23 protein-coding genes and 1 pseudogene are annotated in these 25261 nt (G+C 73.1%); 14 read left to right on the top strand and 10 right to left on the bottom strand.

Features of this window, described 5'->3' with window-relative positions; genetic code table 11:
- Positions 1–37 precede the first annotated feature (37 nt).
- Positions 38–631, bottom strand: a complete 594-nt coding sequence (locus RM812_RS16405; protein ID WP_311573295.1) for a response regulator transcription factor — start codon at positions 629–631, stop codon at positions 38–40.
- A 1049-nt stretch (positions 632–1680) separates the two neighbouring features.
- On the opposite strand from RM812_RS16405, the gene RM812_RS16400 reads away from it, so the two are divergent.
- Positions 1681–2499, top strand: coding sequence for a DUF1963 domain-containing protein (locus RM812_RS16400; protein WP_311573294.1), 819 nt, complete (start codon positions 1681–1683; stop codon positions 2497–2499).
- Between the two features lie 163 nt (positions 2500–2662).
- On the opposite strand, the gene RM812_RS16395 is transcribed toward RM812_RS16400, so the two are convergent.
- On the bottom strand, positions 2663–3058 hold the full coding sequence (locus RM812_RS16395) for a RidA family protein (RefSeq protein ID WP_311573293.1): 396 nt from the start codon (positions 3056–3058) through the stop codon (positions 2663–2665).
- Positions 3059–3194: 136 nt separating this feature from the next.
- Between RM812_RS16395 and RM812_RS16390 the strand changes: the two genes are divergently transcribed.
- The 4 genes from RM812_RS16390 to RM812_RS16375 all read left to right on the top strand — a co-directional run bounded on the left by RM812_RS16390 (position 3195) and on the right by RM812_RS16375 (position 7258).
- Positions 3195–4169, top strand: a complete 975-nt coding sequence (locus RM812_RS16390) for a helix-turn-helix transcriptional regulator (RefSeq protein WP_311573292.1) — start codon at positions 3195–3197, stop codon at positions 4167–4169.
- 1044 nt (positions 4170–5213) lie between these two features.
- Entirely contained in the window at positions 5214–6206 is a 993-nt protein-coding gene (gene dhaK, locus RM812_RS16385; RefSeq protein ID WP_311573291.1) for a dihydroxyacetone kinase subunit DhaK, read from the top strand.
- A 49-nt stretch (positions 6207–6255) separates the two neighbouring features.
- Positions 6256–6855: a dihydroxyacetone kinase subunit DhaL gene (dhaL, locus tag RM812_RS16380; RefSeq protein ID WP_311573290.1), complete on the top strand. Its 600-nt coding sequence runs from the start codon at positions 6256–6258 to the stop codon at positions 6853–6855.
- A complete protein-coding gene (locus RM812_RS16375; protein WP_311573289.1) occupies positions 6848–7258 on the top strand; it encodes a PTS-dependent dihydroxyacetone kinase phosphotransferase subunit DhaM in 411 nt (136 codons plus the stop codon). The genes dhaL and RM812_RS16375 overlap by 8 nt, the downstream gene beginning before the upstream one ends.
- 363 nt (positions 7259–7621) lie before the next feature.
- Here the strand turns inward: RM812_RS16375 and RM812_RS16370 are convergent, their stop codons facing one another.
- A complete protein-coding gene (locus RM812_RS16370) occupies positions 7622–8470 on the bottom strand; it encodes a glycoside hydrolase family 75 protein (RefSeq protein ID WP_311573288.1) in 849 nt (282 codons plus the stop codon).
- 403 nt (positions 8471–8873) lie between these two features.
- Between RM812_RS16370 and RM812_RS16365 the strand changes: the two genes are divergently transcribed.
- A complete protein-coding gene (locus tag RM812_RS16365; RefSeq protein WP_311573287.1) occupies positions 8874–9863 on the top strand; it encodes a fibronectin type III domain-containing protein in 990 nt (329 codons plus the stop codon).
- 112 nt (positions 9864–9975) lie between these two features.
- Here RM812_RS16365 and RM812_RS16360 read toward each other — a convergent pair whose 3' ends face one another.
- From RM812_RS16360 to RM812_RS16345, 4 genes are all read right to left on the bottom strand, one after another.
- The gene (locus RM812_RS16360; RefSeq protein ID WP_311573286.1) at positions 9976–10527 is read right to left on the bottom strand and encodes a PadR family transcriptional regulator; all 552 of its coding nucleotides are present in this window, start codon (positions 10525–10527) and stop codon (positions 9976–9978) included.
- Between the two features lie 31 nt (positions 10528–10558).
- Complete coding sequence (locus tag RM812_RS16355; RefSeq protein ID WP_311573285.1) at positions 10559–12574, bottom strand: NADPH-dependent 2,4-dienoyl-CoA reductase; 2016 nt, start codon at positions 12572–12574, stop codon at positions 10559–10561.
- Positions 12575–12736: 162 nt separating this feature from the next.
- The gene (locus RM812_RS16350; RefSeq protein ID WP_311573284.1) at positions 12737–13105 is read right to left on the bottom strand and encodes a hypothetical protein; all 369 of its coding nucleotides are present in this window, start codon (positions 13103–13105) and stop codon (positions 12737–12739) included.
- 130 nt (positions 13106–13235) lie between these two features.
- Positions 13236–14114: a hypothetical protein gene (locus tag RM812_RS16345; RefSeq protein WP_311573283.1), complete on the bottom strand. Its 879-nt coding sequence runs from the start codon at positions 14112–14114 to the stop codon at positions 13236–13238.
- 257 nt (positions 14115–14371) lie between these two features.
- Between RM812_RS16345 and RM812_RS16340 the strand changes: the two genes are divergently transcribed.
- Positions 14372–16456 carry a SpoIIE family protein phosphatase gene (locus RM812_RS16340; protein WP_311573282.1) on the top strand — a complete coding sequence of 695 codons (2085 nt, stop codon included), beginning with the start codon at positions 14372–14374 and terminating at the stop codon, positions 16454–16456.
- Between the two features lie 15 nt (positions 16457–16471).
- On the opposite strand, the gene RM812_RS16335 is transcribed toward RM812_RS16340, so the two are convergent.
- On the bottom strand, positions 16472–17308 hold the full coding sequence (locus tag RM812_RS16335; protein ID WP_311573281.1) for a putative protein N(5)-glutamine methyltransferase: 837 nt from the start codon (positions 17306–17308) through the stop codon (positions 16472–16474).
- A 510-nt stretch (positions 17309–17818) separates the two neighbouring features.
- Here RM812_RS16335 and RM812_RS16325 point away from each other — a divergent pair.
- The 7 genes from RM812_RS16325 (at position 17819) to RM812_RS16295 (ending at position 24304) form a co-directional block, all read left to right on the top strand.
- A complete protein-coding gene (locus tag RM812_RS16325; protein WP_311573425.1) occupies positions 17819–18292 on the top strand; it encodes a MarR family winged helix-turn-helix transcriptional regulator in 474 nt (157 codons plus the stop codon).
- Positions 18293–18403: 111 nt separating this feature from the next.
- Positions 18404–19009 carry a sulfite oxidase-like oxidoreductase gene (locus tag RM812_RS16320; protein ID WP_311573280.1) on the top strand — a complete coding sequence of 202 codons (606 nt, stop codon included), beginning with the start codon at positions 18404–18406 and terminating at the stop codon, positions 19007–19009.
- Positions 19010–19058: 49 nt separating this feature from the next.
- Complete coding sequence (locus tag RM812_RS16315; RefSeq protein ID WP_311573424.1) at positions 19059–19778, top strand: ferredoxin reductase; 720 nt, start codon at positions 19059–19061, stop codon at positions 19776–19778.
- Positions 19779–20289: 511 nt separating this feature from the next.
- Positions 20290–20874 carry an Rv1733c family protein gene (locus RM812_RS16310; RefSeq protein WP_311573279.1) on the top strand — a complete coding sequence of 195 codons (585 nt, stop codon included), beginning with the start codon at positions 20290–20292 and terminating at the stop codon, positions 20872–20874.
- A 241-nt stretch (positions 20875–21115) separates the two neighbouring features.
- Positions 21116–22084 (top strand): acetylxylan esterase, encoded by a 969-nt coding sequence (locus RM812_RS16305; protein WP_311573278.1) that lies wholly within the window; start codon positions 21116–21118, stop codon positions 22082–22084.
- Between the two features lie 133 nt (positions 22085–22217).
- A complete protein-coding gene (locus RM812_RS16300; protein ID WP_311573277.1) occupies positions 22218–23384 on the top strand; it encodes a serine hydrolase domain-containing protein in 1167 nt (388 codons plus the stop codon).
- Positions 23385–23557: 173 nt separating this feature from the next.
- Complete coding sequence (locus RM812_RS16295) at positions 23558–24304, top strand: GntR family transcriptional regulator (protein WP_311573276.1); 747 nt, start codon at positions 23558–23560, stop codon at positions 24302–24304.
- Between the two features lie 90 nt (positions 24305–24394).
- On the opposite strand, the gene RM812_RS16290 is transcribed toward RM812_RS16295, so the two are convergent.
- Positions 24395–25120 (bottom strand): class I SAM-dependent methyltransferase, encoded by a 726-nt coding sequence (locus RM812_RS16290; RefSeq protein ID WP_311573275.1) that lies wholly within the window; start codon positions 25118–25120, stop codon positions 24395–24397.
- Between the two features lie 9 nt (positions 25121–25129).
- Positions 25130–25261 (bottom strand): annotated as a pseudogene (locus RM812_RS16285) (IS481 family transposase); the annotation flags it as partial.

Genomic DNA, 25261 nt, shown 5'->3' with positions numbered 1-25261 from the left:
CCGCGTCCACGGCATGCGCGTGCGTGCCCGCCGTTCCTCACATCCATCCGGCGCTCTGAACGATGCGTATGGCGTCCACGCGGTTGCGTGCCCCGACCTTCCGTATCGCGCTGGCCATGTAGTTGCGGACGGTTCCCCGGGACAAGTGCAGCGAGAGGGCGATCTCCGCGATGGGGGCGCCCTTCGCCGCCAGGGAGATCACACTCAGCTCACGCGCCGTCAACGGCATCTGCGACGCTGCCAGCAACGCGAGGGTGAGTCTCTCGTCGAGGAACCGTTCACCCTTGGCGACGGTGTGCAGAGCAGCGATCAGCCGCTGCGCGGAGGCGTTCTTGTCGACGAAACCGAGCGCTCCCGCGTCCCATGCCCTGCGCAGCACACCAGGTCGCTCCGAAACCCCGAGAACGACGAGTCGGGGGCAACGGTCCCAGAACGACGCACGGTCGACCTCCCCCGGGCCCTCCAGACAGTCCCCGTCCACCATGCACACGTCCGGGGGGAGGTCGTTCCCGTCGGACCCCTCACCGCGGGACGACATCGACGAGACCTCGAATCCGTCGGCGGACCGGAGCAGTTGCACCAGGGCCGTCCGTAGCAGCGTCGCATCGTGCACCACGAGAACACGGACCATGTGCGGCCAACTCCCTAGGTTCCCCGGCTGCTCTCACAGGCCTCCGGGCTCGTCCCCCGTTTATCCCACCCGTCTGCCCCAGGCCACTGCCCAGGAAGCAGGGCTGTCGATCACACGTGGGTCCCAGCGACGTCAACACGCCGTTTTCAGCGACGCCCGGAGGCGGACAGCAAGGGGTGCCCGGGCTGGAACTCGTCACTGACGGAATGCGTACATCGGTCAGAGGGACCTCGTGGCGCAAGGGGTACGACGCCACGGTCCGAAAACAGACGAAGGGAATGTGACCAGAACATTGCGGCTCCCCTTGTACTGCGCCGTGCCTTCAGCATTCCTACCGGTACGCCGATGGTCCCCGCGTGGGCCGGCTGGCATGCTGACACCTCCGAAAAGCTTCACCGAAGGGTTCACCGGCGGTCAGTAGGGAGCGAACGGCCGGCTCGCACGAAAGGCCCGCCGATGAGCCTGTCCGTCGCCCTGGCCCGGTCCGGGCCGCGCCCTTCCCTTGTCCAGCGGCTCTGCGGCGCCCTTGGATTCGTCGCCGCCGTCCTCATGATTCGGCTTCCCCTGCGCTGCACGACTGCCGCTCTGCGCCTCCTGCACCGGATGCCCCTCCGGGATCCGGATCTGCCCACGGCCGAGCGGATCGCCCACGCCACCAGATCCGTGGGGGCCTGGTGGCCTGGACGGGCTGCCTGCCTGGAGAACTCCCTCGCGGGACCCTGGCGGCCTTCCTGCAGGGGTACCGGTTGTCCTGGTGCTTGGGCGTGCGCTTCCTCCCGCCGCCGCGCGTCTACCACGCATGGGTCGAGACCTCCGCAGGCCCGGTCGGTGAGTCCACGCACCCGGACGTGTGGCCCTACGCGACAGCCCTCCGCATCTGATGCCGCCGGCGTGAGAACCCGTTCCTCGGGAGGTGGCAGCCCGCGCGGCGGAGCATCTGGGGTGTGACCTGCCCCAATGTCACCGACACGGCGAGTCCGAGTGCCACCGCGGGACCACGCGTGTTCGGTGCTGTCCATGCCCGCCCATGAGCCCGTTAGGGTGGCCCGGTGACCGACGCGAGCATGGACAGAATGAACCGCTTCCGGGCCGAGGCGGCATCCCGGGATCTGCCGTCGGAGGAGGTGGAGGAATGGATACGTGTCGCCCGCCCGGCGGTGTACTTGGCGGAGGGCGGTAACGGTCCCCTCGTGGCCCGGGTCGGCGGCGACCCCCTGCTGCCGCACGGCGTGCCGAGGCCGTCCGTTCCCTTCGTGGCCTCCGTCGATCTTGCGGCGCTCCCGCCGGGCGCCACCGGCCTCCCGCTCCCCGCCGACGGCCACCTGCTCCTCTTCTCCGACACCGATGTGCACGGCGGTGGGCAGGTGTCCGACGCGGTGCTGTACGTCCCGGCCGGGACCCCGACAACCCTGAGCCCGCTCGAACACGGCTGGCGCGAGCCGTACCAGCCTCGTGAACTCCGCACGGTCTGGCACCAGCTAGGCGCGCAGATGCCGGAGAGTTTCGCCCTCGACAGGTGGGGCGACTTCCCCGAGGACGAACAGTCCGAACTCGCCGACGAACTCGCCGACGCCTGGGCGGACGTGGGCGGCCACCGCCCTCCCTGGGCCTTGCAGATCGGCGGCCATCCGGTCTCCCCCCAGAACGACCCCGTCCACTACGCCCGTGATCCCGAGGAGGCAGGCCCCTCCGAGCAGGACGGCGCGGCCCACGGAGAGGGCGCCGACGACTGGTATCTCCTGGCCACCTGGAGGTGCGGCGACGACGTCACGGAACTGGACTCCGGCGTGGCCCACTGGGTGGTCCGCCGCCGGGACCTGGCGGCCCGGCGCTTCGACCGGGTCCACCGCTACGTCGAAATGGCCTGACCGCGCGGGGCGGGGGCGGTCGGCACCCTGGCGCTCATCAGCTGCCCCACCCGCCACGCCCACCCGGTCCGTGTCGTCACCGTGACGATCGGTCTGCCCGGAACCATCGCCGTCATGACCGACACCGTCCGCGGACCCGCTCAGGGGTGGAGACGGAGTCACGTCACGCGACGGCGGTGCCCTCGAGCTCGACCATCTGACCGGGGATCGCCAGCCGCGTCACACCGAGCATGGTGGTGGTCGGCCGGACACCGGCGGCTCCCAGACGGCCAGCCAGCAGACCGTAGTGCGGGAAGAGCAGATCGACGTCGGTCGTGTAGACGTTCAGCCGGACGAGATTCGAGAGGCTCATGCCCGCCTCGGCGAGCACCGCTTCGACGTTGTCGATGGCCAGCGCCAGCTGCGCCGCCATGTCACCGTCGTGCTCGGGCTCGCCTTCCTTGCTCATCGCCGTCTGGCCCGAGATGTACAGGGTGCGGGAGTGCCCGGAGACGACCTCGCCCTGGTTGAAGCCCATCCCGACCGACCACGACACCGGGTTGACCGCGTTGCGTTCCATTGCCGCACCTGCTCCATTCGGTTCACTGACACGGGGCACGCCCCTCGCTTCGGCACTGCCGCGCTCTGACGTCCTGCGATGAACCCTGCCAAGAAAACATGACATCTTTGGTCATGTATTTCGCTAGGCTTTCCCCATGCGCGCCGACCGGCTGGTTTCCCTGGTGCTGTTGCTGCGTCAGCGAGGCCGGATGACCGCGGAGACACTCGCCCGTGAACTGGAGGTGTCGACCCGGACCGTGCTGCGCGACATAGAGGCACTCTCCGCGGCGGGGGTCCCGGTCTACGCGGAGCGCGGGCGGCACGGAGGGTTTGCGCTGCTGCCGGATTTCCAGATGGCGCTCACCGGTCTGAACCACGACGAGGCGCTCGCCCTCGTGGTCGCCGGATCACGGCGCGGCGCGCACCTGTTCGGTCTGGGATCGGCGCTCGCCTCGGCCGTGCTGAAAGTGGTCGACGCGCTGCCCGAGGGGCTGCGGGACACCGCCGCCGGAGCAGCGCAGCGACTGCTCATCGACCCGGAGACCGATCTCCTTTCGCGCCGCGTGGCGCCCGAGGAGGTATCCGACTCCATTGCCGCCGAGGTCCGGCGCGCGGTGTTCGCCGGGACCAGATTGCGCATCTACTACGAGGCCGTGGGCCAGCCCCCGAAGTGGCGCACGGTGGACCCGATCGGCCTGGTCACCGTCAGGGACCAGGGTTACCTGCTGGCCAAGCGGGGCACCGAGGACCGCACCTACCGGTTGAGCCGGGTCCTGACGGCCGAGGGGCTCGACGAACCCGCGCAGCGTTCGGACACGGTCGACCTGGACCGAGCCTGGCGCGAACGCAACGTGCGGTTCCGGACCGGCGGCGACAACACCTCCGTGGTGGTCCGCGTGGACCCCGTGCGCCGGGAGCAGCTGGTCGCCACCGCCCTGGCGGTCCGCTCCGAGGAGACCGGCGAGGACGGCCGGCTCCGGCTGCACGTCGTCTTCCAGGACGCACGGCACGCGGAATGGGCGCTGTGGCAGCACGCCATGTACGCGGAGGTGGAGGCCCCGCAGTGGCTGCGCGCCTCCCTGCACGACCGCGCGACGGTGATCGCGGCCCGGTACGGGCCGGCGACCTGAAAGCTCCGTCCACCCCTGCGCGGCCGAACCAACGGCCGACGCCGGGCCGTTGACCGGGAGTGGGACGATGGCCGGCGACAAGGTGACCTGCCGGACATCCCGGATCTCCACGTCTGCACACCACCACGCCGCCGCACGGCTTTCCGGCATCCCTTCCGTCCGACCCGGAGGGCTGGTATCACGAGCGGACGAACCGGCCGGCCGGGGCGCAGCCGGGGCGGCGTGCATTCCGGGGAGCGTGCGGTCGTGTGACAGCAACTTCGGCCGCTCGTTGAGGCCGTGCGGGGCGAGCAGCGCCGCCGCGGGCGGTGGCGTCGGGTGAGGCCGCCCGTACGGTCCCGGACAGCCTGCTCGGGAAGTCGCCGGTCATCCGGTAGGCGGACTTCGACCGGCCCGACTACCCGGCGACGCGCTGGTGGCCGGTCAGCCGCCGGCGCCGATCGAGGAAGGCCCGTCAGCCGGCGGTGTGCGGGCACGCGTGCGCGCCGGTCCGGCTGCCCGGCCGGTGGACGGGGAAACCGCCGTACGCGGGCCAACACTCCACCCGCCGCTGGCCCATCCTCTGTTTCCCCTGTCACCGCGCCGCCCAAGGTGTACCACCAGCAGACGAAGGGGCTGCCGGCATGTCACTGCTGCCGATCGTGGCAATGCCGCCGCTTCACAGATGCTCCTGACGCCTGCACCTGCCGCCATGCCCTCTCACACCGCGTGCGGGCGAGGCCCGGAACGCGGAGACACCGGCAACGGACCTCGATCGAACACATCCTGAACCGTGACCGGGGCGCGCCCATGACGTTCTCGCGCGTGACCTTCACTGCCGCAAGGCCGATACTGCCGACAGCAGTACACCGACCAAGACCTGCCCGACCGTCCGACCGACCTGACGCACCATCACCGAAGTCAGCACCGAGTCAGCATCAGTACCGCCGGAACCCGCTTCGGACCGCCGTGGACCGCCAAGACCACAAAGCGCCCCCCCAACCCACTCTGACCAGCAATGACACAGGTCAACGACTGGCCTGCTACCCTTCCCAGGAGATACTAGTGAGGATGCTCATCAACGTCCCGGAGACCGTGGTCGCGGACGCCCTGCGCGGTATGGCGGCCGCCCATCCCGAGTTGACCGTGGATGTCGAGAACCGGGTGATCGTGCGGCGGGACGCCCCCGTGGCCGGGAAGGTCGCCCTGGTGTCGGGGGGCGGTTCGGGGCACGAGCCGTTGCACGGCGGGTTCGTGGGGCCCGGGATGCTGTCGGCGGCCTGTCCGGGGGAGGTGTTCACCTCACCGGTGCCCGACCAGATGGTGCGGGCGGCGGCCGCCGTGGACAGCGGGGCCGGGGTGCTGTTCGTCGTCAAGAACTACACCGGTGACGTGCTCAACTTCGACATGGCCGCCGAGCTGGCCGAGGACGAGGGCGTCCGGGTCGCGAAGGTGCTGGTCAACGACGACGTCGCGGTGACGGACAGCCTCTACACCGCCGGACGGCGCGGCACGGGGGCGACGCTGTTCGTGGAGAAGATCGCCGGGGCCGCGGCGGACGAGGGCCGACCGCTGGAGCAGGTGGAGGCGATCGCCCGCCGGGTGAACGACAGCTCCCGCAGCTTCGGTGTCGCGCTCAGCGCCTGCACGACGCCTGCCAAGGGCAGCCCCACCTTCGACCTGCCGGCCGGTGAACTGGAACTCGGCATCGGCATTCACGGGGAACCGGGCCGGGAGCGGCGCCCGATGATGACCTCGGGTGAGATCGCCGAGGCCGCCCTCGACGCGGTGCTGACGGACCTCAACCCGCGCAACCCCGTACTGGTCCTGGTCAACGGGATGGGTGCGACTCCGCTGCTGGAGCTGTACGGCTTCAACGCCGAGGTGCAGCGCGTACTCGGTGAGCGCGGTGTCGCCGTCGCCCGCACCCTCGTCGGCAACTACGTCACCTCGCTGGACATGGCGGGGGCCTCGGTCACCCTGTGCGAGATCGACGAGGAACTGCTCGGGCTGTGGGACGCGCCGGTGAACACGCCGGGTCTGAGGTGGGGCATGTGACGGTGGACGGGGAAGGGATCACAACGTACCTACCAGGCAAGGAGATCCAGTGCTCGACGCCGACTTCTTCCGCCGTTGGATGACGGCGACCGCGACGTTGGTCGACCGTGAGGCGGAACGGCTCACCGCCCTCGACTCGCCCATCGGCGACGCCGACCACGGCAGCAATCTCCAGCGCGGTTTCACGGCCGTGACGGCCACGCTGGAGAAGGAGGCACCCGACACGCCCGGGGCGGTTCTCGTCCTCGCCGGGCGTCAGCTCATCTCCACGGTCGGCGGTGCCTCGGGTCCGCTGTACGGGACGCTGCTGCGCCGTACCGGCAAGGCGCTCGGAGATGCCGCAGAGGTGAGCGCGGAGCAGTTGGCCGCGGCGTTGCGGACGGGGGTGGACGCCGTCCGCACGCTGGGGGGTGCCGCGCCGGGCGACGCGACCATGATCGACGCCCTGGTGCCGGCCGTGGACGCCCTCGGTGACTCGTTCGCCGCGGCCCGCGCCGCGGCCGAGGAGGGGGCCGACGCGACCACGCCGATGCAGGCCCGCAAGGGCAGGGCGAGCTATCTCGGCGAGCGCAGCATCGGGCACCAGGACCCCGGGGCCACCTCGGCGGCGCTGCTCGTGGCGGCACTGGAGGAGGCGGCCGGTGAGTGACGTGAACCTGGTCGGGATCGTGCTGGTGTCGCACAGCGCCGAGGTGGCCGCCTCCGTGGCCGAGCTGGCGAAGGCCCTGTCGGGCGGTGGCGTGGCGGTGCCCGTCGCACCGGCGGGCGGGACCGCGTCCGGCGGGTTCGGTACGAGCGCCGAGCTGGTCTCGGCCGCCGCCGCGTCCGTGGACCGGGGAGCGGGGGTCGCCGTCCTCACCGATCTCGGCAGCGCGGTCCTCACCGTCAAGGCGCTGCTCGCCGAGGGCGACGAGCTTCCGGAGAACACCGTTCTGGTGGACGCTCCCTTCGTCGAGGGCGCGGTGGCCGCGGTCGTCACGGCCGCGACTGGCGCGGACATCGCGGCCGTGGAGGCGGCGGCCGCGGAGGCGTACTCCTACCGGAAGGCCTAGCGCGCCGGGGTGGCGGCGGGGGTGACGGTCCCGCCGTCGCCGACGCCCGGCCCCGCTCGTGTGCGGGGCGCCGCGCCCCTGCGAGGACGGCGTGCAGCGGCGCGGCCGGCCGGCCCGTGTCGTCACGTCGTCGCGTCGTCACGTCGTCGCGTCGTCACGTCGTCACGTCGTCACGTCGTCGCAGTATCGGTGTCGGTCTCGGCGTTGGCGCGGGCGTCAAGCGCGTGTCGCGCAGCAGGGTGGACGACCGTCGCGCGCGACGCCGCGTGGGACACGGCCGCGCGGATCGCCGGCGTCGCAGACGTGTTCGTCGAGGGGGACGGCGGCTGGTCCGCGTCCGGAGCGCGTGGCGGCGTCGGTGGTTCAGTCGCCGCCCAGGAACTCCCGCGCCAGCCGCTCTCCCGCCTTCTCGGCGGCCGCTTCGTCCTCGATGGGCTCGACCTCGCTGCCCTTGAAGACGATGTACGTCACGCCGGAGGCGGCACCGCCCCCGTGCGGGTCGGCCGGGATGCCGAGCGACCGCGCGACGGCGTAGGAGGCCTCGCCGATGATGGCGCGGGGGCCGATGTCACCGACGACCGCGTACCGCACCCGGTCCCCGTGGACGACGGCCGCCACCGATCCGCCGTGGACGTCGTGCCTGCGGTGATCCCAGATGTCGCTCGGCTGGGGCACGACGACGTAGGGCAGGCTTTCGGCGTCCAGTGGGCGGCCGTCCGACTGGGGGTAGGCGGTGGTGGGGTTGAAGTACGGATCGGTGCGGCTGTTGCAGTGGTCGCCGGGCCGGCCGTCGCAGTCGATGTCCAGGTCGGCCTTCCAGTACACGGCGCCCCTCGTTCCGCAGACCGGGATGTCCGCCGGCGCTCCGGCGTCGCTGCGGTAGCGCCCGCGGGAGACGGGGTGGCAGTCCCGCGTCTTCGCCAGCAGGTCGGCGGCGCGAACGGGACCCTCGCGCCGGTTCTCCTTCGGCCCGGCGCCGGTCTCGGCCCCGGGCCGGATCCGGGACGGCGCAACGGTCCCGGCCTGGGGTTCGGGCACCGGTCCGATCCGGGGACCGGACCTGTCCGCGCGGGCCGGTCCGGTCTGGGGCTGGTGGCCGGACCGGAGCTGGACCTGGGGGCGGGACAGGGACGGGGCCGGAGCGCCGGGGGACGTCGTGGGGGCGAGCAGGGCGGCGCTGGCCGCGACGAGTGTCAGCGACTGGACACGCACGATGTGGCCTCTCCTGGGGGACATGGACGGTCACTCGGCCACATCTGTCCCCGAATCGCTCACGCTGCCACCTCCCATGAGGCCAGACGGTGCAAGCCGGGGCGCCCCCGCGCGGTGCGGGGCGTTGTGCGTCGGGCATGCGACTGGGGGCGGGCAGACCGGGCCTCCACCGGGTCCGGCCGGCCCGGCCGCCCACGCCGGCGCGGCATCAGCGACGACAGCGGTCCGCGCCACCGGCACGAACTCCCCGTCATGTCAGGGGACTTCGGCCGCGATGAGGTTCAGCATACGTAATCCTCCCGGGTGGCCGTCACCGACGCCCCTCTTGATGTGATCGCGTCACGGGCGTCATATTGGTCCGGACCATTGCCGTCGATGCGCCGCCGTCCCGGGAGGCAGAGCCGTGCGAGACGTTCCCGTTCCCACCCCCGGTGTCGTCCTGCGCCGCTGCGCCCTGCTCTGCGGCACACTCGTCCTGGTCACGTCCTGCGGCTGGGGCGTGGGGGACGACGGCGGCGGCGGACTGCCCGGGGCACCGACGGGCGTCACCGCCGAGGCGGGCAGTGCGACGACCGTGCACGTGATGTGGAACACGGTCGAAGGGGCCGAGACGTACGCGGTGTATCGCGGCGGCGCGGTGGTGAAGGAGGTGCCGGCATCCGACCGCATGGTGGACCTCACCCGGTTGCGCCCCTCGACGGCCTACGCCTTCACGGTGCGCGCCCGCGACGCCGACGGCCGGCTCGGGCCGCAGAGCCAGGAGGTCCGGGCGACCACCCCGGACGCCGTCGCCGACGACTCCGCCCCGACGCGCCCACAGAACGTCCGGGGCCGGGCTGCGGGCGCCCGGGCGGCCCAGCTCACCTGGTCCGCCGCGAGCGACGACCGCGGGGTGGTGTCGTACGACATCCACCAGGGCGGCACGAAGGTGCACAGCGTCGGTGGCGGTCAGACGGCGGCCGTCGTCACGGGGCTGCGCGCGGGCACCCGCTACGCCTTCACGGTCCGGGCGCGGGACGCCGCCGACAACCTCTCCCCCGCCAGTGCCGTCGTCCGGCTCACCACCCCGGGCTCCGACGACGGCCGGGCCACCGCGCCCACCGCCCTGCACGCGACGTCCCACCGCGCCGACGGGGCGTACTACATCGACCTCACCTGGGTCCCGCCGCGCACGGACGGTGCGGTCACCGAGTACCAGGTGCACCTGGACGGCCACCCGGCGACGTCACTCGTCTACGGCGGCGACGCGCCGCGCGACCGGGCCGAGTACAGCTTCTACGCGGGGCAGGAGGCCGGCGTGACCCACCGGGTGCGGATCAGAGCCAGGCTGGCCGACGGCACCTGGGGCGGCTTCTCGGCGGAGCGGGAGGTGACCACGGGCGCGGGCGGATGACGTCCGTCCGGTGGAGTACCGGGGCGGGGAACGCCTCGCCCGGGCGGTCCCGATCTCGGCGGCGCGAGGGATGCACCGGGGCCGAGCGGCACCCCGGGGCGCCACGACGCCGTCAGGGCGACCCGTCACCGGGCAACTCGGCGAACTCCGCGAGCGCGTGCCTGAGCCACCGGGTCCAGAAGGTCTCCAGGTCGATGCCGGCGCGCAGCACCAGGTGCCGCAGCCGGTCCTCGGTACTGTCGCTCCCGGGCGGGAAGTCCCGCTTCTCGATCTCCTCGTACTCGGCCAACTGACGCTCGTGCAGCTCCAGATGGCGCCGGAGGTCCGCCTCGATGCCGGTGGCGCCGACGACCGCCGCGGCCCGCAGCCGCAGCAGCATCGTGTCCCGCAGCGGCTTGGGATCCTGCGCGGCGGCGGTCCAGCGGGCCAGTTCGTCGCGGCCCGCGGGCAGGACCTCGTAGGACTTCTTCTGCCCGCGGGCCGGCTGCGGCGCCGGCAGCGCGCGGATCAGGCCGTCCGCCTCCAGCTTTCCCAGCTCGCGATAGATCTGCTGGTGCGTCGCCGACCAGAAGTAGCCGATCGACTTGTCGAACCGGCGGGTCAGCTCCAGCCCCGACGACGGCTTTTCGACCAGGGCGGTGAGGATCGCGTGCGGGAGTGACATGCGCTCATCCTAGGGACGGCCGGCCCTCCCGCTACAGCGCCGCCGCCAGCTCGGTGCCCTGCTTGATGGCACGCTTGGCGTCCAGCTCGGCGGCCACGTCGGCGCCGCCGATGAGGTGCGCGCTGCGCCCGGCGGCGACCAGGTCGTCGTACAGGCCCCGGCTCGGCTCCTGGCCCGTGCACAGGACGATGGTGTCGACCTCCAGCACCGTGGACTCGTCGCCGATCGTGACGTGCAGCCCGGCGTCGTCGATCCGGTCGTAGTGCACGCCCGGGACCATGGTGACGCCGCGGTGCTTCAGCTCGGTGCGGTGGATCCAGCCGGTGGTCTTCCCCAGGCCGGCGCCGACCTTGGAGGTCTTGCGCTGGAGCAGGTGCACCGTGCGCGGCGGCGCCGGGCGCTCGGGGGCGGCGAGGCCGCCGGGCGCGCGGTAGTCCATGTCGACGCCCCAGCGGCGGAAGTACGTCTCGGGGTCCTCGTGGGCCTTGTCGCCGCCGTCGGTGAGGTATTCGGCGACGTCGAAGCCGATGCCGCCGGCGCCGAGGATCGCGACCCGGTCGCCGACGGGGGCGCCGTCACGCAGGACGTCGAGGTAGCCGAGGACGCTCGGGTGGTCGACGCCCGGGATCTCGGGGGTGCGCGGGGTGACCCCGGTGGCGACGACGACCTCGTCGTAGTCGGCGAGGTCGTCGGCTCCGACCCTGGTGTTCAGGCGTACGTCGACGCCGTGTGCCTTCAGTTGTGTACGGAAGTAGCGCAGCGTCTCGTCGAACTCCTGCTTGCCGGGGACCTTGCGGGCGACGCCCAGCTGGCCGCCGATCTCGCTTGCGGCGTCGAACAGCGTGACCTCGTGGCCGCGTTCGGCTGCGCTCACCGCACAGGCCAGCCCGGCCGGTCCGGCGCCGACGACCGCGACGCGCCTGCGCAGCCGGGTCGGGGCGAGGACCAACTCGGTCTCGTGGCAGGCGCGCGGGTTCACCAGGCAGGAGGTGAGCTTGCCGCCGAAGGTGTGGTCCAGGCAGGCCTGGTTGCAGCCGATGCAGGTGTTGATGGCCTCGGGGCGGCCCGCCGCGGCCTTGGCCACGAAGTCGGGGTCGGCGAGCATCGGGCGGGCCATCGACACCATGTCGGCCGTTCCGTCGGCGAGCAACTGCTCGGCGAGTTCCGGGGTGTTGATGCGGTTGGTGGTGACGAGCGGGACCTTCACCTCGCCCATCAGCCGCCGGGTCACCCAGGTGTAGGCGCCGCGCGGCACGGAGGTGGCGATGGTGGGGATGCGGGCCTCGTGCCAGCCGATGCCGGTGTTGATGAGGGTGGCTCCGGCGGCCTCCACGGCCTTGGCGAGGGTGGTCACCTCGTCGAGGGTGGAGCCGCCGGGCACCAGGTCGAGCATGGACAGGCGGTAGATCAGGATGAAGTCCTCGCCGACCGCCTCGCGCACCCGGCGGACGATCTCGACGGGGAAGCGCATCCGGTTCTCGTACGAGCCGCCCCAGCGGTCGGTGCGGTGGTTGGTCCGCGCGGCGATGAACTCGTTGATCAGGTAGCCCTCGGAGCCCATGATCTCGACACCGTCGTACCCGGCCTCGCGGGCGAGGCGGGCGGTGCGCGCGTAGTCGTCGATGGTGCGCTCGACCTCGGCGTCCGTCAGTTCGCGGGGCACGTGGGGGCTGATCGGCGCCTGGAGCGGGCTCGGGGCGACCAGGTCCTGGTGGTAGGCGTAGCGGCCGAAGTGCAGGATCTGCAGGGCGATCCGGCCGCCCTCGCGGTGCACGGCGTCGGTGACGACCCGGTGCTGCTCGGCCTCCGCCTCGGTGGTGAGCCGGGCGCCGCCCGGGTAGGGGCGGCCCTCGTCGTTGGGGGCGATGCCGCCGGTGACGATCAGACCCACTCCGCCGCGTGCCCGGGCGGCGTAGAAGGCGGCCATGCGCTCGAAGCCGCGCTCGGCCTCTTCCAGGCCGACGTGCATGGAGCCCATCAGGACCCGGTTGGGCAGGGTGGTGAAGCCCAGGTCGAGCGGGCTCAGCAGGTGGGGGTAACGGCTCATCGGGCCCTCCGTGCGCGGTGTCGTGCCTCTGTTGTAGAGGACGGCCGCCCTTTTATGCAACTAGTTGCATAAGGTGGCGTCGCACACAGCGGGCCCACGACGGGTTCCGGTCAGTGGCTCGGTCAGTGGCCCTCAGCGCCTCTCAGTGGCTCTCAGTGCCTCTCAGTGGCTCTCCAGTCGCACGTGCAGTTCTCGCTCCTGATCCCCGGAGGCCGTGCTCAGGTCGTGCACGGTGAACAGGGAGTCCAGGGTGGTGCGGAAGCGCTCGATCGCCCAGTAGCCGCCCTGCACGTCGGCCTCCACGGACGCCGCGAGCCGGGCGGGGTCGCACGCGCCCTGGGACTCGGCCACGTCGAAGGTGCCGAGCCACACGGTGGGACGCACGTCGTCGTAGAGCCGAGGCACCTCGTCCCTGCGCCGGTCGGACGAGAAGCACGTGCACAGGGCCTCGAACACGGTCCGCGCGTCCTCCTTGCTGCACCCGCTCAGCTCCACCGACACGGACTCCGGATGCAGTCGCTCACGGTCCATCGCAATCGCTCCTCTCGTGGCCGCGGTGCGGCACCACGGGCGCTGCGACGCCCCTGGAGACCGCACCCATAACCCCAGAAAAGCACCACCTCCGGCGAAGCACTACCGGCGCGGGCCGCGCGTGGCCGCCTCAGCCGAGGATGAAGCGATAGGTCTTGCTGTCCGTCAGCACGCAGAAGCCCGGCGACACGACGATGACGCGCAGGGTGCCGGTACGGCGGTCGTAGTCGATGCCCTCCGCCTCGAAGCCGCCGGAGCAGGCGCTGCGCAGGGGAAGCTGACGCAGGGCGGTGACGTGGCCGGTGACGTCCGCGGTGCCGTTCGGCGCGGCGGACAGGTCGATCCTCAGCAGCGGCTTGGTGATGCCGAAGAGGGTGCCCGCCGGGTCGTCGGAGGAGCACAGCAGCGTGGTCGCGTCGAGGAAGTCGCAGCCCTGGACGTCCCGCACGGCGCGGTCCAGGTGGACGGTGGCGGCCTGCGGGAGGTTCGCCCCGGGCGAGGTGGACGGGTTGACGCCGGGGGTGGGGAAGACGAGCAACCGGTTCATGGTGCCCCACTCGCCGGTGAGCATCCACTGGCCGTCCGGGGACACGGCGGACCAGGAGTTGTTCAACGCCTCCCCCGCGCTCAGCGTGTGCACGTACTCCGACCAGCGGCCGTCCGGTGCCTGCACGCGGAACATCTTCGTGTTCCCGTCGTCCCGCTGGTACGGCTCGACGTAGTGGCCGTCGTAGGAGGTGTCGGGGTCGCCGACGTGGTTCCAGCCGCGACTGCTCAGGCCCAGCGGGATGGTGCCGATGCCGGTGTAGCGGTTGGGGCTGCCGGCCGGGACCTCGACCGAGGCCAGGCCCTGGCTCTCGGTCAGCGGGTCGGCCCGGTCGGAGCCCACCTCGGTCCAGGTGCCGGCGGCGGGGGCCGCCGCCGCGGCCGGGCCCGCCAGGCAGAGGGCGAGGGCGGCGAGTCCGGTCAGGACGGCGGCGTGACAACGTTGCCGGGCACGCAGGGGCATGAGGGCTCCTCGGTGGGGGTGAGCGGGGCGGTGGGCTCTCGGCGCACAGTCTGGCGGGACCGGGAAGGCATGTACAGACCAAATTCCGCACCACCGGGAGCCGCGCTCCGTGGAGCGGTCACCGCCGTACCGGGGGATGCTGGAGGGAGACGGCCGAGGCCTCGGGGGAAGCGGCCCTGTACGCGGTGAACGCGTGGGAACAAAGGAGTCGGCAGCAAAAGGGCGTGCCGCGCGGAACGGCGAAGGCGGGGCGTGGGATGAGTGCAGCCGGGTCTGCCGGGTTCGAGGGCGACGCGTCGTCGCGGCGCGGACCGCTGCGGCCCAGCGGGCTGCTCGACGTGCTGAACGTGGCCTCGGTGGTGCTGGACGCCGAGGGGCGGATCGTGCTGTGGAGCCCTCAGGCCGAGGAGTTGTTCGGGTACTCCGCACAGGAGGCGCTGGGGCAGTACGCCGCCCGCATCATGGTCCACGAGCAGCATCTCGACCTGGTCGTGAAGCTGTTCGCCGAGGTCATGAAGACCGGCCGGAGCTGGGCCGGGGCGTTCCCCATCCGCCGCAAGGACGGCGACACCCGGCTCGTGGAGTTCCGCAACATGCGCCTGCTGGACGACCGGGGGGACGTCTACGCGCTGGGGCTGGCGGCCGACCAGTCGACCGTACGCCGGCTGGAGTGGGACGTGGCGCTGTCCACGCGGGTGATCCAGCAGTCCCCGATCGGGCTGGCCGTCCTGGACACGAGTCTGCGGTACGTCTCGGTCAACCCGTCCCTGGAGCGGATCAACGGCATCCCTGCCGAGGACCTCGTGGGCCGCACACTCCGGGAGGTGCTGCCGCGGGTGGACCTCGACGCCGTGGAGGCGGCGGCGTGCCGGGTGCTGGAGACGGGACGGCCCGTCCTCGACCAGTCCGCGACCGGACGGACCCCCGCCGCCCCGGACGAGGACCGCACCTGGTCCGTCTCGCTGTACCGGCTGGAGGACGCCGTCGGCACCGTACTGGGCGTGGCCACCTCGGTCATGGACGTCACCGAGCAGTACCGGGCGGGCGTGGAGGCCGAGGCCGCCCGGCGCCGGCTCGCCGCCGTGGCGGACGCGTCCGCGCGGATCGGCACCACGCTGGAGCTGGACCGTACGGCGCACGAACTGGCCGACGTGGCCGTGCCGGACCTCGCCGACATCGCGGCCGTGGATCTGCTGGAGTCCGTGGTGCAGGGCCGGCGCAGTGCCCTGGGTCCGGCCGAGCCCGCGGTGATCCGTGCGCTGGCCGTACAGGCGGGCGACGACGCCCCTCAGGCCCTGCTCGCTGTCGATCCGCCCGGGCAGGTCGCCCGGTACGGCCCGGACCGCCTGGTCACCGAGTGCGTGCGCACCGGGCGGCCGGTGATGGTGGCGCGGGTGACGGAGGGGGACGTGCCCCGCATCGCCCGCTCGCCGGAGGCGGCCGAGCTGCTGCGCCGGGCGGGGGTGCGGTCCTACCTGGCCGTGCCGCTGATCGCGCGGGGTGAGGTGCTCGGCGCCCTGGACCTCAAACGGATCGGCAATCCCCTCCCGTTCGACGAGAACGACCTGCTGCTGGCCAGGGAGCTGGCCGCCCGTGCGGCGCTGCAGATCGACAACGCCCGCTGGTACCAGAGCGCCCGCAACTCCGCCCTCACCCTCCAGCGCAGTCTGCTGCCCAGCCATCCGCCGGTGACGGGCGGGCTGGAGGTCGCCTCCCGCTACCAGCCCGCCGAGGCCACCAGCGAGATCGGCGGCGACTGGTTCGACGTGATCCCGCTCGAGGGCTGCAAGACCGCGCTCGTGGTGGGCGACGTGATGGGCAGCGGCATCGTGGCGGCGGCCTCCATGGGCCGGCTGCGGACCGCGACGAACACCCTGGCCGCCCTCGAACTCGACCCCGCGCTCCTGCTGGAGCACCTCGACCGGACCACGGCCGGTCTGGACCAGGCCATCGCCACCTGCGTCTACGCCGTCCACGACCCGCACCGACGGCAGTGCCGGATCGGCAACGCCGGGCACCTGCCCCCGGTCCGCCTACGCGCCGGCCGTCCGCCGGAGCTGCTGAACCTGCCCACCGGGGTGCCGCTGGGGGTGGGCGGCGTCGCCTTCTCCACCACCACCGTCGACCTGGACCCGGGCGACCGGCTGGTGTTCTACACGGACGGTCTCGTGGAGACGCGCCGGCATCCGCTCGACGAGCGGCTGGACGCCCTCCTGGCCGTGCTGGAGGGACCCGACCGCCCCCTGGAGGAGGTCTGCGACCTGCTCCTGCGCACCCTGCACGAGCCGGAGAACTCCGACGACGTGGCCCTGCTCATCGCCCGGGCCACGCCGCCGTCGTGACGCACCGGGGTGCGGTCAGTCCCTGACGCCGATCACCACGTGCGCGTACAGCTCCTCGCAGACGGCGAGGCGGGTCGTCAGGCCGCCGCGGTCGAAGGCGTCGACGGCCGCCGGCGCCTGGCGTTCGCTCGTCTCGACCAGCAGGCAGCCGCCGGGCGCGAGCCAGCGGGACGCCTCGGCGGCGACCCTGCGCAGCACGTCGAGGCCGTCGGTGCCGCCGTCGAGGGCGACCAGCGGCTCGTGGTCACGGGCCTCGGCGGGCAGCAGGGCGACTTCGCCGGTCGGGACGTACGGCACGTTGGCCGCGAGGATGTCCACCCGGCCGCGCAGCGCGTCGGGCAGTGCGTCGAACAGGTCCCCGGCGTACACCCGCCCGCCGGCGTCCGCGAGGTTGCCGCGGGCGCAGCGCACGGCTGCCGGGTCGACGTCCACGGCGTGCACCTCGGGCCGGTCGAGCGCGGCGGCCAGGGCCGCGCCGACGGCGCCGGAGCCGCAGCACAGGTCCACGACGACGGCCGCGTCCGGCGCGTGGGCGAGGGCCTCGGCCACCAGGAACTCGGTGCGACGGCGGGGGACGAAGACACCGGGGGCCACGGCGATGCGCAGGCCGTGGAACTCGGCCCAGCCCAGGACGAGTTCGAGGGGCAGACCGCTGACGCGCCGGTCCACCAGGGCGGTCAGCTCCTCGGCGGTGCGGGCGGCGGCGAGGAGAAGTGCCGCCTCGTCCTCGGCGAAGACACAGCCCGCGGCGCGGAGCGCGGCCACGACGGAGTCAGGAGACGGAGAAGACGGAGAAGAGGACCGCGAGGACAGACGGGAGGGCGAGGGGGACTCGTGGAACGGTACGGGCATGGAAGCCGAGAGCCTTTCGGGAACCGAAGGGCGCTCTCATGGTCACCCGTTGCCGGGGACCGCACTGCCGTGAGGTGAGAGCACCCGGGCCGACACAGCGGTAATGGGTCTCACCTCCCAGGCGTCCGTCGGCCGGGACTGTCCGCGGCCGACGGTCACACTACCCCAACGATCAGACGCCGACGCTCTCCTCGGCCTCCTCCTCCGCTTCCGGCTCGGCCCCGGACACGGCCTTCCGCTCGTCCGGCCTCGCGTGCCCGGGGGCGGTGACCGGGGCGGGCTCCGCGGCACGCTCGCGGAGGGCGGCGGCCGCCGTCGCGACGAGGCCGAGCAGCAGCCAGGCGACCAGCGTCCAGACGCCGCGGCCGAGTCCGTCGCCCTCGAAGTACAGCAGGCTGCAAGCGCCCTCGACGAAGCCGGCGCCGTTCCCAAATGGCTGGCATATACAACCCTTGCTTCAAGTTGCGCTACACAACCACCGGTGGAGGAGGACCCGTGACGACAGCCGAGATGCCCGATGAGAGGACCGTCACCTCCGGCGGCTCGTCGCCGGAGGCGGCCGTGGAGACCATCCAGCGCGAGATGACGGCCTTCGCCCGCCGCGCCCGCGCCTCGGCGGGACGCACGCACCCGGAGCTGTCCCTGGTGTCGTACACGCTGCTCGGACACCTGGCGGAGCGGGGCGGCTGCCGGGCCACCGACCTGGCCGCCCACTACGCCCTGGACAAGTCCACCGTCAGCCGCCAGGTGGCCGCCCTGGAGCGGGCCGAGCTCGTCGAGCGGCGCGTCGACCCCGAGAACCACCGCGTCCAGGTCCTGCACCTGACGGAGGCCGGGCGACGCGTCCTGGCCCAGGTCACCGGGAGCCGCCGGACGGCGTTCCGGGAGCGGCTCGCGGACTGGCCCGAGGAGGACCTGATCCGCTTCGCCGCGTATCTGGAGCGGTACATCGCGTGGTCGGGAGCGGAACCCGGCGAGGCCTGAGCCGGTCGGGGGTCCGCGGCCGGCGCGCGGGGCACGTACGGTTGACCGCGTACGCACTGATCACGCCGCCCGCGGGCATCCTCTCCGCGGCGGCCCGAAAGGCCCCATCGCATGAACACCACACGAGGCTTCACCGGGCGCCCCCGCGCCGCCCGGCCGGGGCTGCCGCCCGGCCAGTACGACGCCGGCGAGGACTGGCCCGTGCTGTCCGCCGAGGTCACGCCCGACCTGTCGCCCGCCGACTGGACCTTCCGCGTGGGCGGGCTGGTGGCCGAGCCCCGCACCTGGGACTGGGCCGAGGCCCACCGGCTCCCGGCATCGGCGTACGCGGGCGACATCCACTGCGTGACCGGCTGGTCGAAGTTCGGGGTGCGGTTCGGGGGCGTGTCCCTGGACGCCTTCCTGGACGCGGTGGGTCCGCTGCCGTCCGCCACGCACGCCGTCGCGTACGCGCACACCGGCTACACCGCGGGCCTGCCGCTCGCGGACCTGACCGGCGGGCGCGCCTGGATCGTGCGGGAGTACGACGGGCAGCCCCTCGCCCCCGAACACGGCGGTCCGGCGCGGCTGGTGGTGCCGCACCTGTACTTCTGGAAGAGCGTCAAGTGGATCGCGGGCCTGGAGCTCCTCGACCACGACGAGCCGGGCTTCTGGGAACGCAACGGCTACCACGCGCGCGGCAACCCCTGGCAGGAGCAGCGGTACTCCGGTGACTGAGACAGCGACGCACACGGCAGCGGCCTTCACTCCCCCGACGCGGTTCGCCGTGCCCGGGCGCATCGAGGTGGACGGGCAGGTGGCCGGAGCGTGGCAGACCGCCACGCTCACCGAGATCCGCCGGGAGACGCCCCGCGCCTCCACCTTCCGGTTCGCGGTGCCCGACTGGGCGGGCCACCTGCCCGGCCAGCACCTGATGCTGCGGCTGACCGCCGAGGACGGGTACGTGGCCCAGCGCCACTACTCGCTGGCCTCCGCGCCGGACGACTCCGGGCACATCGAGCTGACCCTCGACCATGTCGCGGACGGCGAGGTGTCCGGCTGGTTCCACACGGTCGCCCGGCCCGGCGACCGGATCGAGGTGCGCGGCCCGCTGAGCGGCTTCTTCGCCTGGCCGGGCGACCGGCCCGCCCTGCTGCTGGGCGCGGGTTCCGGCGTCGTTCCGCTGATGTCGATGGTGCGGCACCACCGGGCGCTGGGGCTGTCGGTGCCGCTGCGGCTGCTGGTGTCCGCGCGCAGTCCCGAGGAGTTGATCTACGCGCGCGAGTTCGGCGCGGAGACGACGCCGGTGTTCACCCGGAGCGCGCCGGACGGGACGCCCGTGGGCCGGATGACGGCCGCGCACCTGGCACCGTTCCTGTCCGCGCCGCCCGCCGGGGGCTGGGAGGCCTATGTGTGCGGCTCCAACTCCTTCGCGGAACATGCCTCTCGGCTGCTCGTGGCGGCCGGTCAGCCGGTGCACCGCATCCGGATCGAACGCTTCGGCTGACCACCCCGGCGGGCGGCGCCGCCGAACCGCTCCGCGAACGCACGGCCGGGCCCCCGCGAGCCCCCGCCGTCGCCGGCCGGCCTCTCGACCGGGCCGGTGCAGAGCTCCCGCGTCACGGACCCGGGCGACCACGCACGACGCCCCTGCCCCCGCCGCCCCACCGCCGTCGCCCCCGGCCGTCCGCCATCTCGTCCGCCGGAGGCGACAGCGGCCCCGCCTCTCCGCACCCGCGGCTGTTCGACGCCCTGGCGGCCCGGGCCCCGCCGGTGCCCGGGCCGGGTTTCCCCGGCGCCCGCCGGGCACCTGTCCCGCGGCGCGAGGTGGTCGTCTCCGGTGTTTCGGGGTGGACGACCATTTCGGGACGGACGACACGGTGGCGAGGCCCGCCGGGCGGGGTACCAGACCTGTGCGAGCACTCGCACGCGTGGCGCGACGCGGAGACACGGCGGCCCCCGACCCCGTACGGCCGTCCGTCCGACCCTCCGGTCGCGGTGATCGCGAGGAGGTCGACATGCGAACCCGGGTACGCGGCTGGCGCTGGCGGCGCAATCCGCTGCGACGCCGGTCGGACGTCGTGGAGGCGTGGACGGTACTGGCGGTCGCCCTCCTGCTCTTCCTGGGAGCACCGCTGCTGGGCGCCGCCACGGCCTGGTGGAGCCACGGCCAGGCACAGGCGGTCGTGGCGGAACAGCGTGCCGAGCGCCACCACGTCCGCGCCGAGGTGGTCGGCGGAGCCCCCGGAACAATGCCGTCGGTCCAGGGCAATCCGCAGCACTCGTACCGCGCGACCGTCCACTGGAGCACGCCGGACGGCGCCGAGTGGAGCACCACCGCCCGGGTCCCGGCCGGCACCCGGCACGGTGACAGGGTCGACGTGTGGCTGGATCCCCATGGCCGGAGCGTGCCGCCGCCCGCGGGCGACTCCATGGTGTGGCAGCACAGCGTCACCATCGGCGCCTTCACCACGTTCGGGGCGGCGCTGCCCGTCCTCCTCGCACACTGCGCCGTACGCAGGATGGCCCTGTGGCGCCGGATGGCCGAGTGGGACCGCGACTGGGCCCTCACCGAGCCGCACTGGACGCACCGCCGGGCGTGACAGCGGTGCCGGTGACCCGACCACCTGGCCCTGGCCCATGACGGGCCATTGCCTCCCGCGTCCGCGTACGAGGAGCGGACCCACCATCCTGACCTGCGGTTCGACGGATCGAACGCCGCCGAGAACCACGCCCGAACCCCCAGCCGCACCCGGTGGGGATCTGGCGAGTCCTCCGACCATTCACGTACGGTGTGATCACCCGTACGGTCCGGCACTGTCCCCTCCGCAAAGGCGGTTCTCGATGGCCCTGTTCGACCTTCCGCTCGACGAACTCCGCGCGTACCGCAGTGCGTCGGCCGAGCCCGAGGACTTCGACGCGTTCTGGAACAAGACGCTCGAGGAGGCCCGCGCGCACGATCTGGACGCCCGCTTCGAACCGGTCGACACCGGGCTGTCCACGGTGCGTGTGTACGACGTGACGTTCGCCGGGTTCGGCGGTCACCCGGTGAAGGGCTGGCTGAGGCTGCCCGCCGCGGCCGAGGAGCCGTTGCCGCTGCTCGTGGAGTTCGTCGGCTACGGCGGCGGGCGCGGACTGCCGCACGAGCACCTGCTGTGGGCGTCCACGGGCCGGGCGCACTTCGTGATGGACACCCGCGGCCAGGGCAGCGCCTGGGGCGGCGGTGGCGGGACCGCGGACCCGGTCGGCGGTACGCCCGCGTACCCGGGCTTCATGACCCGCGGCCTGGACGCCCCCGAGCACTACTACTACCGCCGTGTCTTCACCGACGCCGTGCGCGCCGTGGAGGCGGCCCGCTCGCACCCGCTGACCGACCCCACGCGCACGGTCGCCCTCGGCGGGAGCCAGGGCGGTGGCATCACGATCGCCGTCGGCGGCCTGGTCCCGGACCTGACGGCCGTCGCACCGGACGTACCGTTCCTCTGCGACTTCCCGCGCGCGACCAAGCTCACCGACCGGCACCCCTACCGGGAGATCGGCCTGTACCTGAAGACGCACCGCGGCCGCACCGAGGACGCGCTGCGCACGCTGTCCTACTTCGACGGCGTGCACTTCGCGGCGCGCGGCCGGGCGCCCGCCCTGTTCTCGGCGGCCCTGGAGGACCAGACCTGCCCGCCGTCGACCGTCTTCGCGGCGTTCAACGCCTGGGCGCACGACGACAAGGCGATCGAGGTGTACGACTTCAACGACCACGAGGGCGGCGGGCCCTTCCAGGAGGCGGCCAAGCTGCGCTGGCTGCGCTCGTACCTCTGAGTGCGGCGGGCCGACCGTCCCGCCGGCCCCCTCGGTCACCCCGACGGGCTTCCCTCCGGTCCGACCAGTCGGTATGTTCGGACAGCCGGGCCGCACCGTCGCGGCCCGGCTGCCGGCGTACGACGGAGGGCCCATGGCGAAGCACGAGGCACAGGTTCACGGCCACTGCGACACCCGCTTCGCCGCGGTGCGTACGGCGTTCGAGGAGAACTTCCGAAACCGCGGAGAACTGGGCGCCGCGGTGACCGTCACCGTCGACGGCACGACGGTGGTGGACCTGTGGGGCGGATGGGCGGACGCGGCACGCGTCCGGCCGTGGGAGCGGGACACGCTGGTCAACGTGTGGTCGACTTCCAAGGGCCCGACGGCCCTGTGCGCCCATGTCCTCGCCGACCGCGGACTGCTCGACCTCGACGCACCGGTTGCCGTGTACTGGCCCGAGTTCGCCGCGGCGGACAAGGAGAAGGTGCTCGTACGGCATCTGCTCTCGCACCGGGCCGGCCTCTGCGGCCTGCGGGAGCCGCACTCGGCGGCGCAACTGTACGACTGGCGGCTGACGACCGAACGGCTCGCGGCGATGGAGCCCTGGTGGGAGCCGGGTACCAGGTCCGGCTATCACGCGATCACCTACGGCTTCCTGGTCGGGGAGATCGTGCGGCGGGTGTCGGGGCTGCTGCCCGGCGCCTTTCTGGAGCGGGAGGTGACCGGGCCGCTAGGAATCGACTTCACCGTCGGCCTGCCCGAAGAGGAGTCGGGCCGGGCGGCCGAGCTGGTGCATCCGCGCGTCGGCTCCGACGGCGAACGGGCCGCGGGTCTCGACCGGTTGCCGCCCGCGGCGCTGGCCGCCCTCGCCAATCCCCCGGTGGGCGCCACGGAGGCCAACAGTGCCGCCTGGCGGGCCGCCGAGATCCCGGCGGCGAACGGGCACGGCACCGCGCGGGCCGTCGCCGCGCTGTACGGGATCCTCGCGGGCCGGGGGTCGTACGGCGGCCGGCGCGTGCTCTCCCCCGAGGCCGCCGAGCGGGTGCGCGAGGGGCAGGGGCCCTGCCGCGACCTCGTCCTCGGCGCCGGGTTCGCGCACGAGACCGAGGCCGGTCTCGGGCTGTGGCTCAGCGGCCCCAACGGCTCCTACGGCCCCAACCCGCGCGCTTTCGGACACGACGGCTTCGGCGGCTCCTGCGGGCTGGCGGATCCGGAGGCCGGGGTGTCGCTCGGCTACGTGATGAACCGGATGGGGCCGCACATCGCCGACGACCCGCGGAAGACGGCGCTGGTGGACGCCCTGTACAGCGTGTTGTGAGCGCCTGGTGAGCGTCTTGCGGACGGCGCCGGACCGGTGGACGGCTACGGAGGCGCAGGGGTGTTTCGGCCGAACCGGCGGGCCACTCTTCCCTCGTGGTTTAGACCAATGATAATCCTGGTGGCGCACCGAGCCCGCGCGGCTACCGTACGTCACCAACAGGAGGGCGCGGCATGGCCCGCACCACCACCCCGCACGACCACCCCCACGCCGACGGACAGCCCCTGTACTGGCGGGTGGCGGCACAACTGCTCGGCGAGCTGCGCGACGGAACCGTCCCGCCCGGCGAACGACTGCCGGGCGAGCGCCGGCTGGCCCAGCACTTCGGGGCGAGCCGCGAGACCGTTCGGCAGGCCCTGGAGGTGCTGCGCCGGGACGGCCTCCTCGCCACCGACCGGCGGGGCAGCCACGCCACCCTTCCCGGGGCACCGGCCCAGAGCCCGGCCTCCCTGACCTTCCCGGTCGGTGCCCGCCCGGCGGAGCCCCGCACCGGCGACCGGGCGACCGTCGCCTGGGAGGCGCCGCCGCCGGAGCACGCCGCGGCGCTGGGGCTGGCGCCGGGCCGGCCGACCCTGGTGCACCGTTACGCGTCCGCGACCGCCGACGGAAGCGGCCGGCGGACGGCCGTGACCTCGTTCTCCGCGGTGGCGCTCGCCGAGGTCGAGGAGCTCGCCCGGTACCGCGGGCGCGCCGACGGCGCCGCCTCGGCGCAGCTCCGGCGGGCCTACGACTGGATGCGCAGGGCGGGCCTGACGCTGCATCACCGCGACACGATCACCCGGCTCGCGGACACACCGTCGGTCCGGGTCGTCCGGCGGGTGCACGACCAGTACACGCGGCCGCTGGAGATCACGGACCTCCTCGTGGACGCCCGACAGGACGCGCTGGTCTACGAGTTCACGCAGCCCGCGGCGCACTGAACGGGGGTACGCGCGGGGCTCTGCCGAGGGTGGCCCGGCTCCGAGCGCGCGCCGGGCGTCGCTCGGCAGACGGGAAGGCGACCACAGCGCCTACGGCAGGCGCCCCGCCACCACCAGCCGGACGCGCGGGCTGCCGTCGGGACGGCGCCCGAACTCCGGCAGGGCGTACAGGTCCGTACGGAAACCGGCGCGCGCCAGCCCACGCCCCACGTCACCCAGCCGGAACGTCCGGTAGTACATGACGAACGGCGGCCGCCACAGCGCGTTGCGCACCCGCATCGCGGCGTCGAAGCCCAGCAGCGTCCAGTACCCCGGGGAGCCGGGTCGGGGCGGCGCGACGACGGGGAAGGCGAAGCGGCCGCCCGGCCGCAGCACGGAGCGCACCTGGTCGAACAGGCCCGGCAGCTCGCGGGGCAGGAAGTGCCCGAACGCCCCGAAGCTCACCACCAGGTCGAACACCGGACCGAACGGCAGGGCGCGGGCGTCCGCGCGTACCCAGGAGACCGCCGGGCCCTGGGGCTCGACGCGTTCGCGCGCGACGGCCAGCATGCCCGCGCTGAAGTCGACACCCGTCACGCTCTCCCGGCAGACCCGGGACAGCACGTCCACGCCCGCGCCGGTGCCGCAGCACAGGTCGAGCCCGGCGTCGAACGGCCCCATCGACGCCAGTGCCGAGGCCACGGCGTCGAGCACCCGGTCCGACGTCCGGTACGGGGTGTGGTCGAACTTCGGGGCGAGCAGGTCGTAGCCGCGCTCGACCGACGACAGCGCCTGGACGGCGAGTTCGCGCAGGGTGGGGCCTTCTGGGCTGAGCATTCGGTCAGCCTAGGTGTATTGACCCGCAGCGTTGTTCACACGGCTGATGGGTGGCTTGCCGCCGAGTGCGGTGTGGCAGCGGTGGTGGTTGTAGGTGTGCAGGAAGTCTGTCAGGGCTGCGGTGCGTTCGGTGTTGCTGGT

It is taken from the genome of Streptomyces lancefieldiae, assembly GCF_031845825.1.
Classification (GTDB): domain Bacteria; phylum Actinomycetota; class Actinomycetes; order Streptomycetales; family Streptomycetaceae; genus Streptomyces; species Streptomyces lancefieldiae.
This window is presented reverse-complemented; position numbering and strand designations above follow the sequence as displayed.

Bases quoted from the DNA above. Each gene is read 5' to 3' on its own strand.
- RM812_RS16295 (WP_311573276.1), top strand. From the start codon at position 23,558: ATGGCCCGCACCACCACCCCGCACGACCACCCCCACGCCGACGGACAG.
- RM812_RS16395 (WP_311573293.1), bottom strand. From the start codon at position 3,058: ATGGAACGCAACGCGGTCAACCCGGTGTCGTGGTCGGTCGGGATGGGC.
- RM812_RS16345 (WP_311573283.1), bottom strand. From the start codon at position 14,114: ATGCCCCTGCGTGCCCGGCAACGTTGTCACGCCGCCGTCCTGACCGGA.
- RM812_RS16290 (WP_311573275.1), bottom strand. From the start codon at position 25,120: ATGCTCAGCCCAGAAGGCCCCACCCTGCGCGAACTCGCCGTCCAGGCG.
- RM812_RS16350 (WP_311573284.1), bottom strand. From the start codon at position 13,105: ATGGACCGTGAGCGACTGCATCCGGAGTCCGTGTCGGTGGAGCTGAGC.
- RM812_RS16360 (WP_311573286.1), bottom strand. From the start codon at position 10,527: ATGTCACTCCCGCACGCGATCCTCACCGCCCTGGTCGAAAAGCCGTCG.
- RM812_RS16325 (WP_311573425.1), top strand. From the start codon at position 17,819: ATGCCCGATGAGAGGACCGTCACCTCCGGCGGCTCGTCGCCGGAGGCG.
- RM812_RS16335 (WP_311573281.1), bottom strand. From the start codon at position 17,308: ATGCCCGTACCGTTCCACGAGTCCCCCTCGCCCTCCCGTCTGTCCTCG.
- RM812_RS16320 (WP_311573280.1), top strand. From the start codon at position 18,404: ATGAACACCACACGAGGCTTCACCGGGCGCCCCCGCGCCGCCCGGCCG.
- RM812_RS16390 (WP_311573292.1), top strand. From the start codon at position 3,195: ATGCGCGCCGACCGGCTGGTTTCCCTGGTGCTGTTGCTGCGTCAGCGA.
- RM812_RS16305 (WP_311573278.1), top strand. From the start codon at position 21,116: ATGGCCCTGTTCGACCTTCCGCTCGACGAACTCCGCGCGTACCGCAGT.
- RM812_RS16355 (WP_311573285.1), bottom strand. From the start codon at position 12,574: ATGAGCCGTTACCCCCACCTGCTGAGCCCGCTCGACCTGGGCTTCACC.
- RM812_RS16405 (WP_311573295.1), bottom strand. From the start codon at position 631: ATGGTCCGTGTTCTCGTGGTGCACGATGCGACGCTGCTACGGACGGCC.
- RM812_RS16300 (WP_311573277.1), top strand. From the start codon at position 22,218: ATGGCGAAGCACGAGGCACAGGTTCACGGCCACTGCGACACCCGCTTC.
- RM812_RS16310 (WP_311573279.1), top strand. From the start codon at position 20,290: ATGCGAACCCGGGTACGCGGCTGGCGCTGGCGGCGCAATCCGCTGCGA.
- RM812_RS16340 (WP_311573282.1), top strand. From the start codon at position 14,372: ATGAGTGCAGCCGGGTCTGCCGGGTTCGAGGGCGACGCGTCGTCGCGG.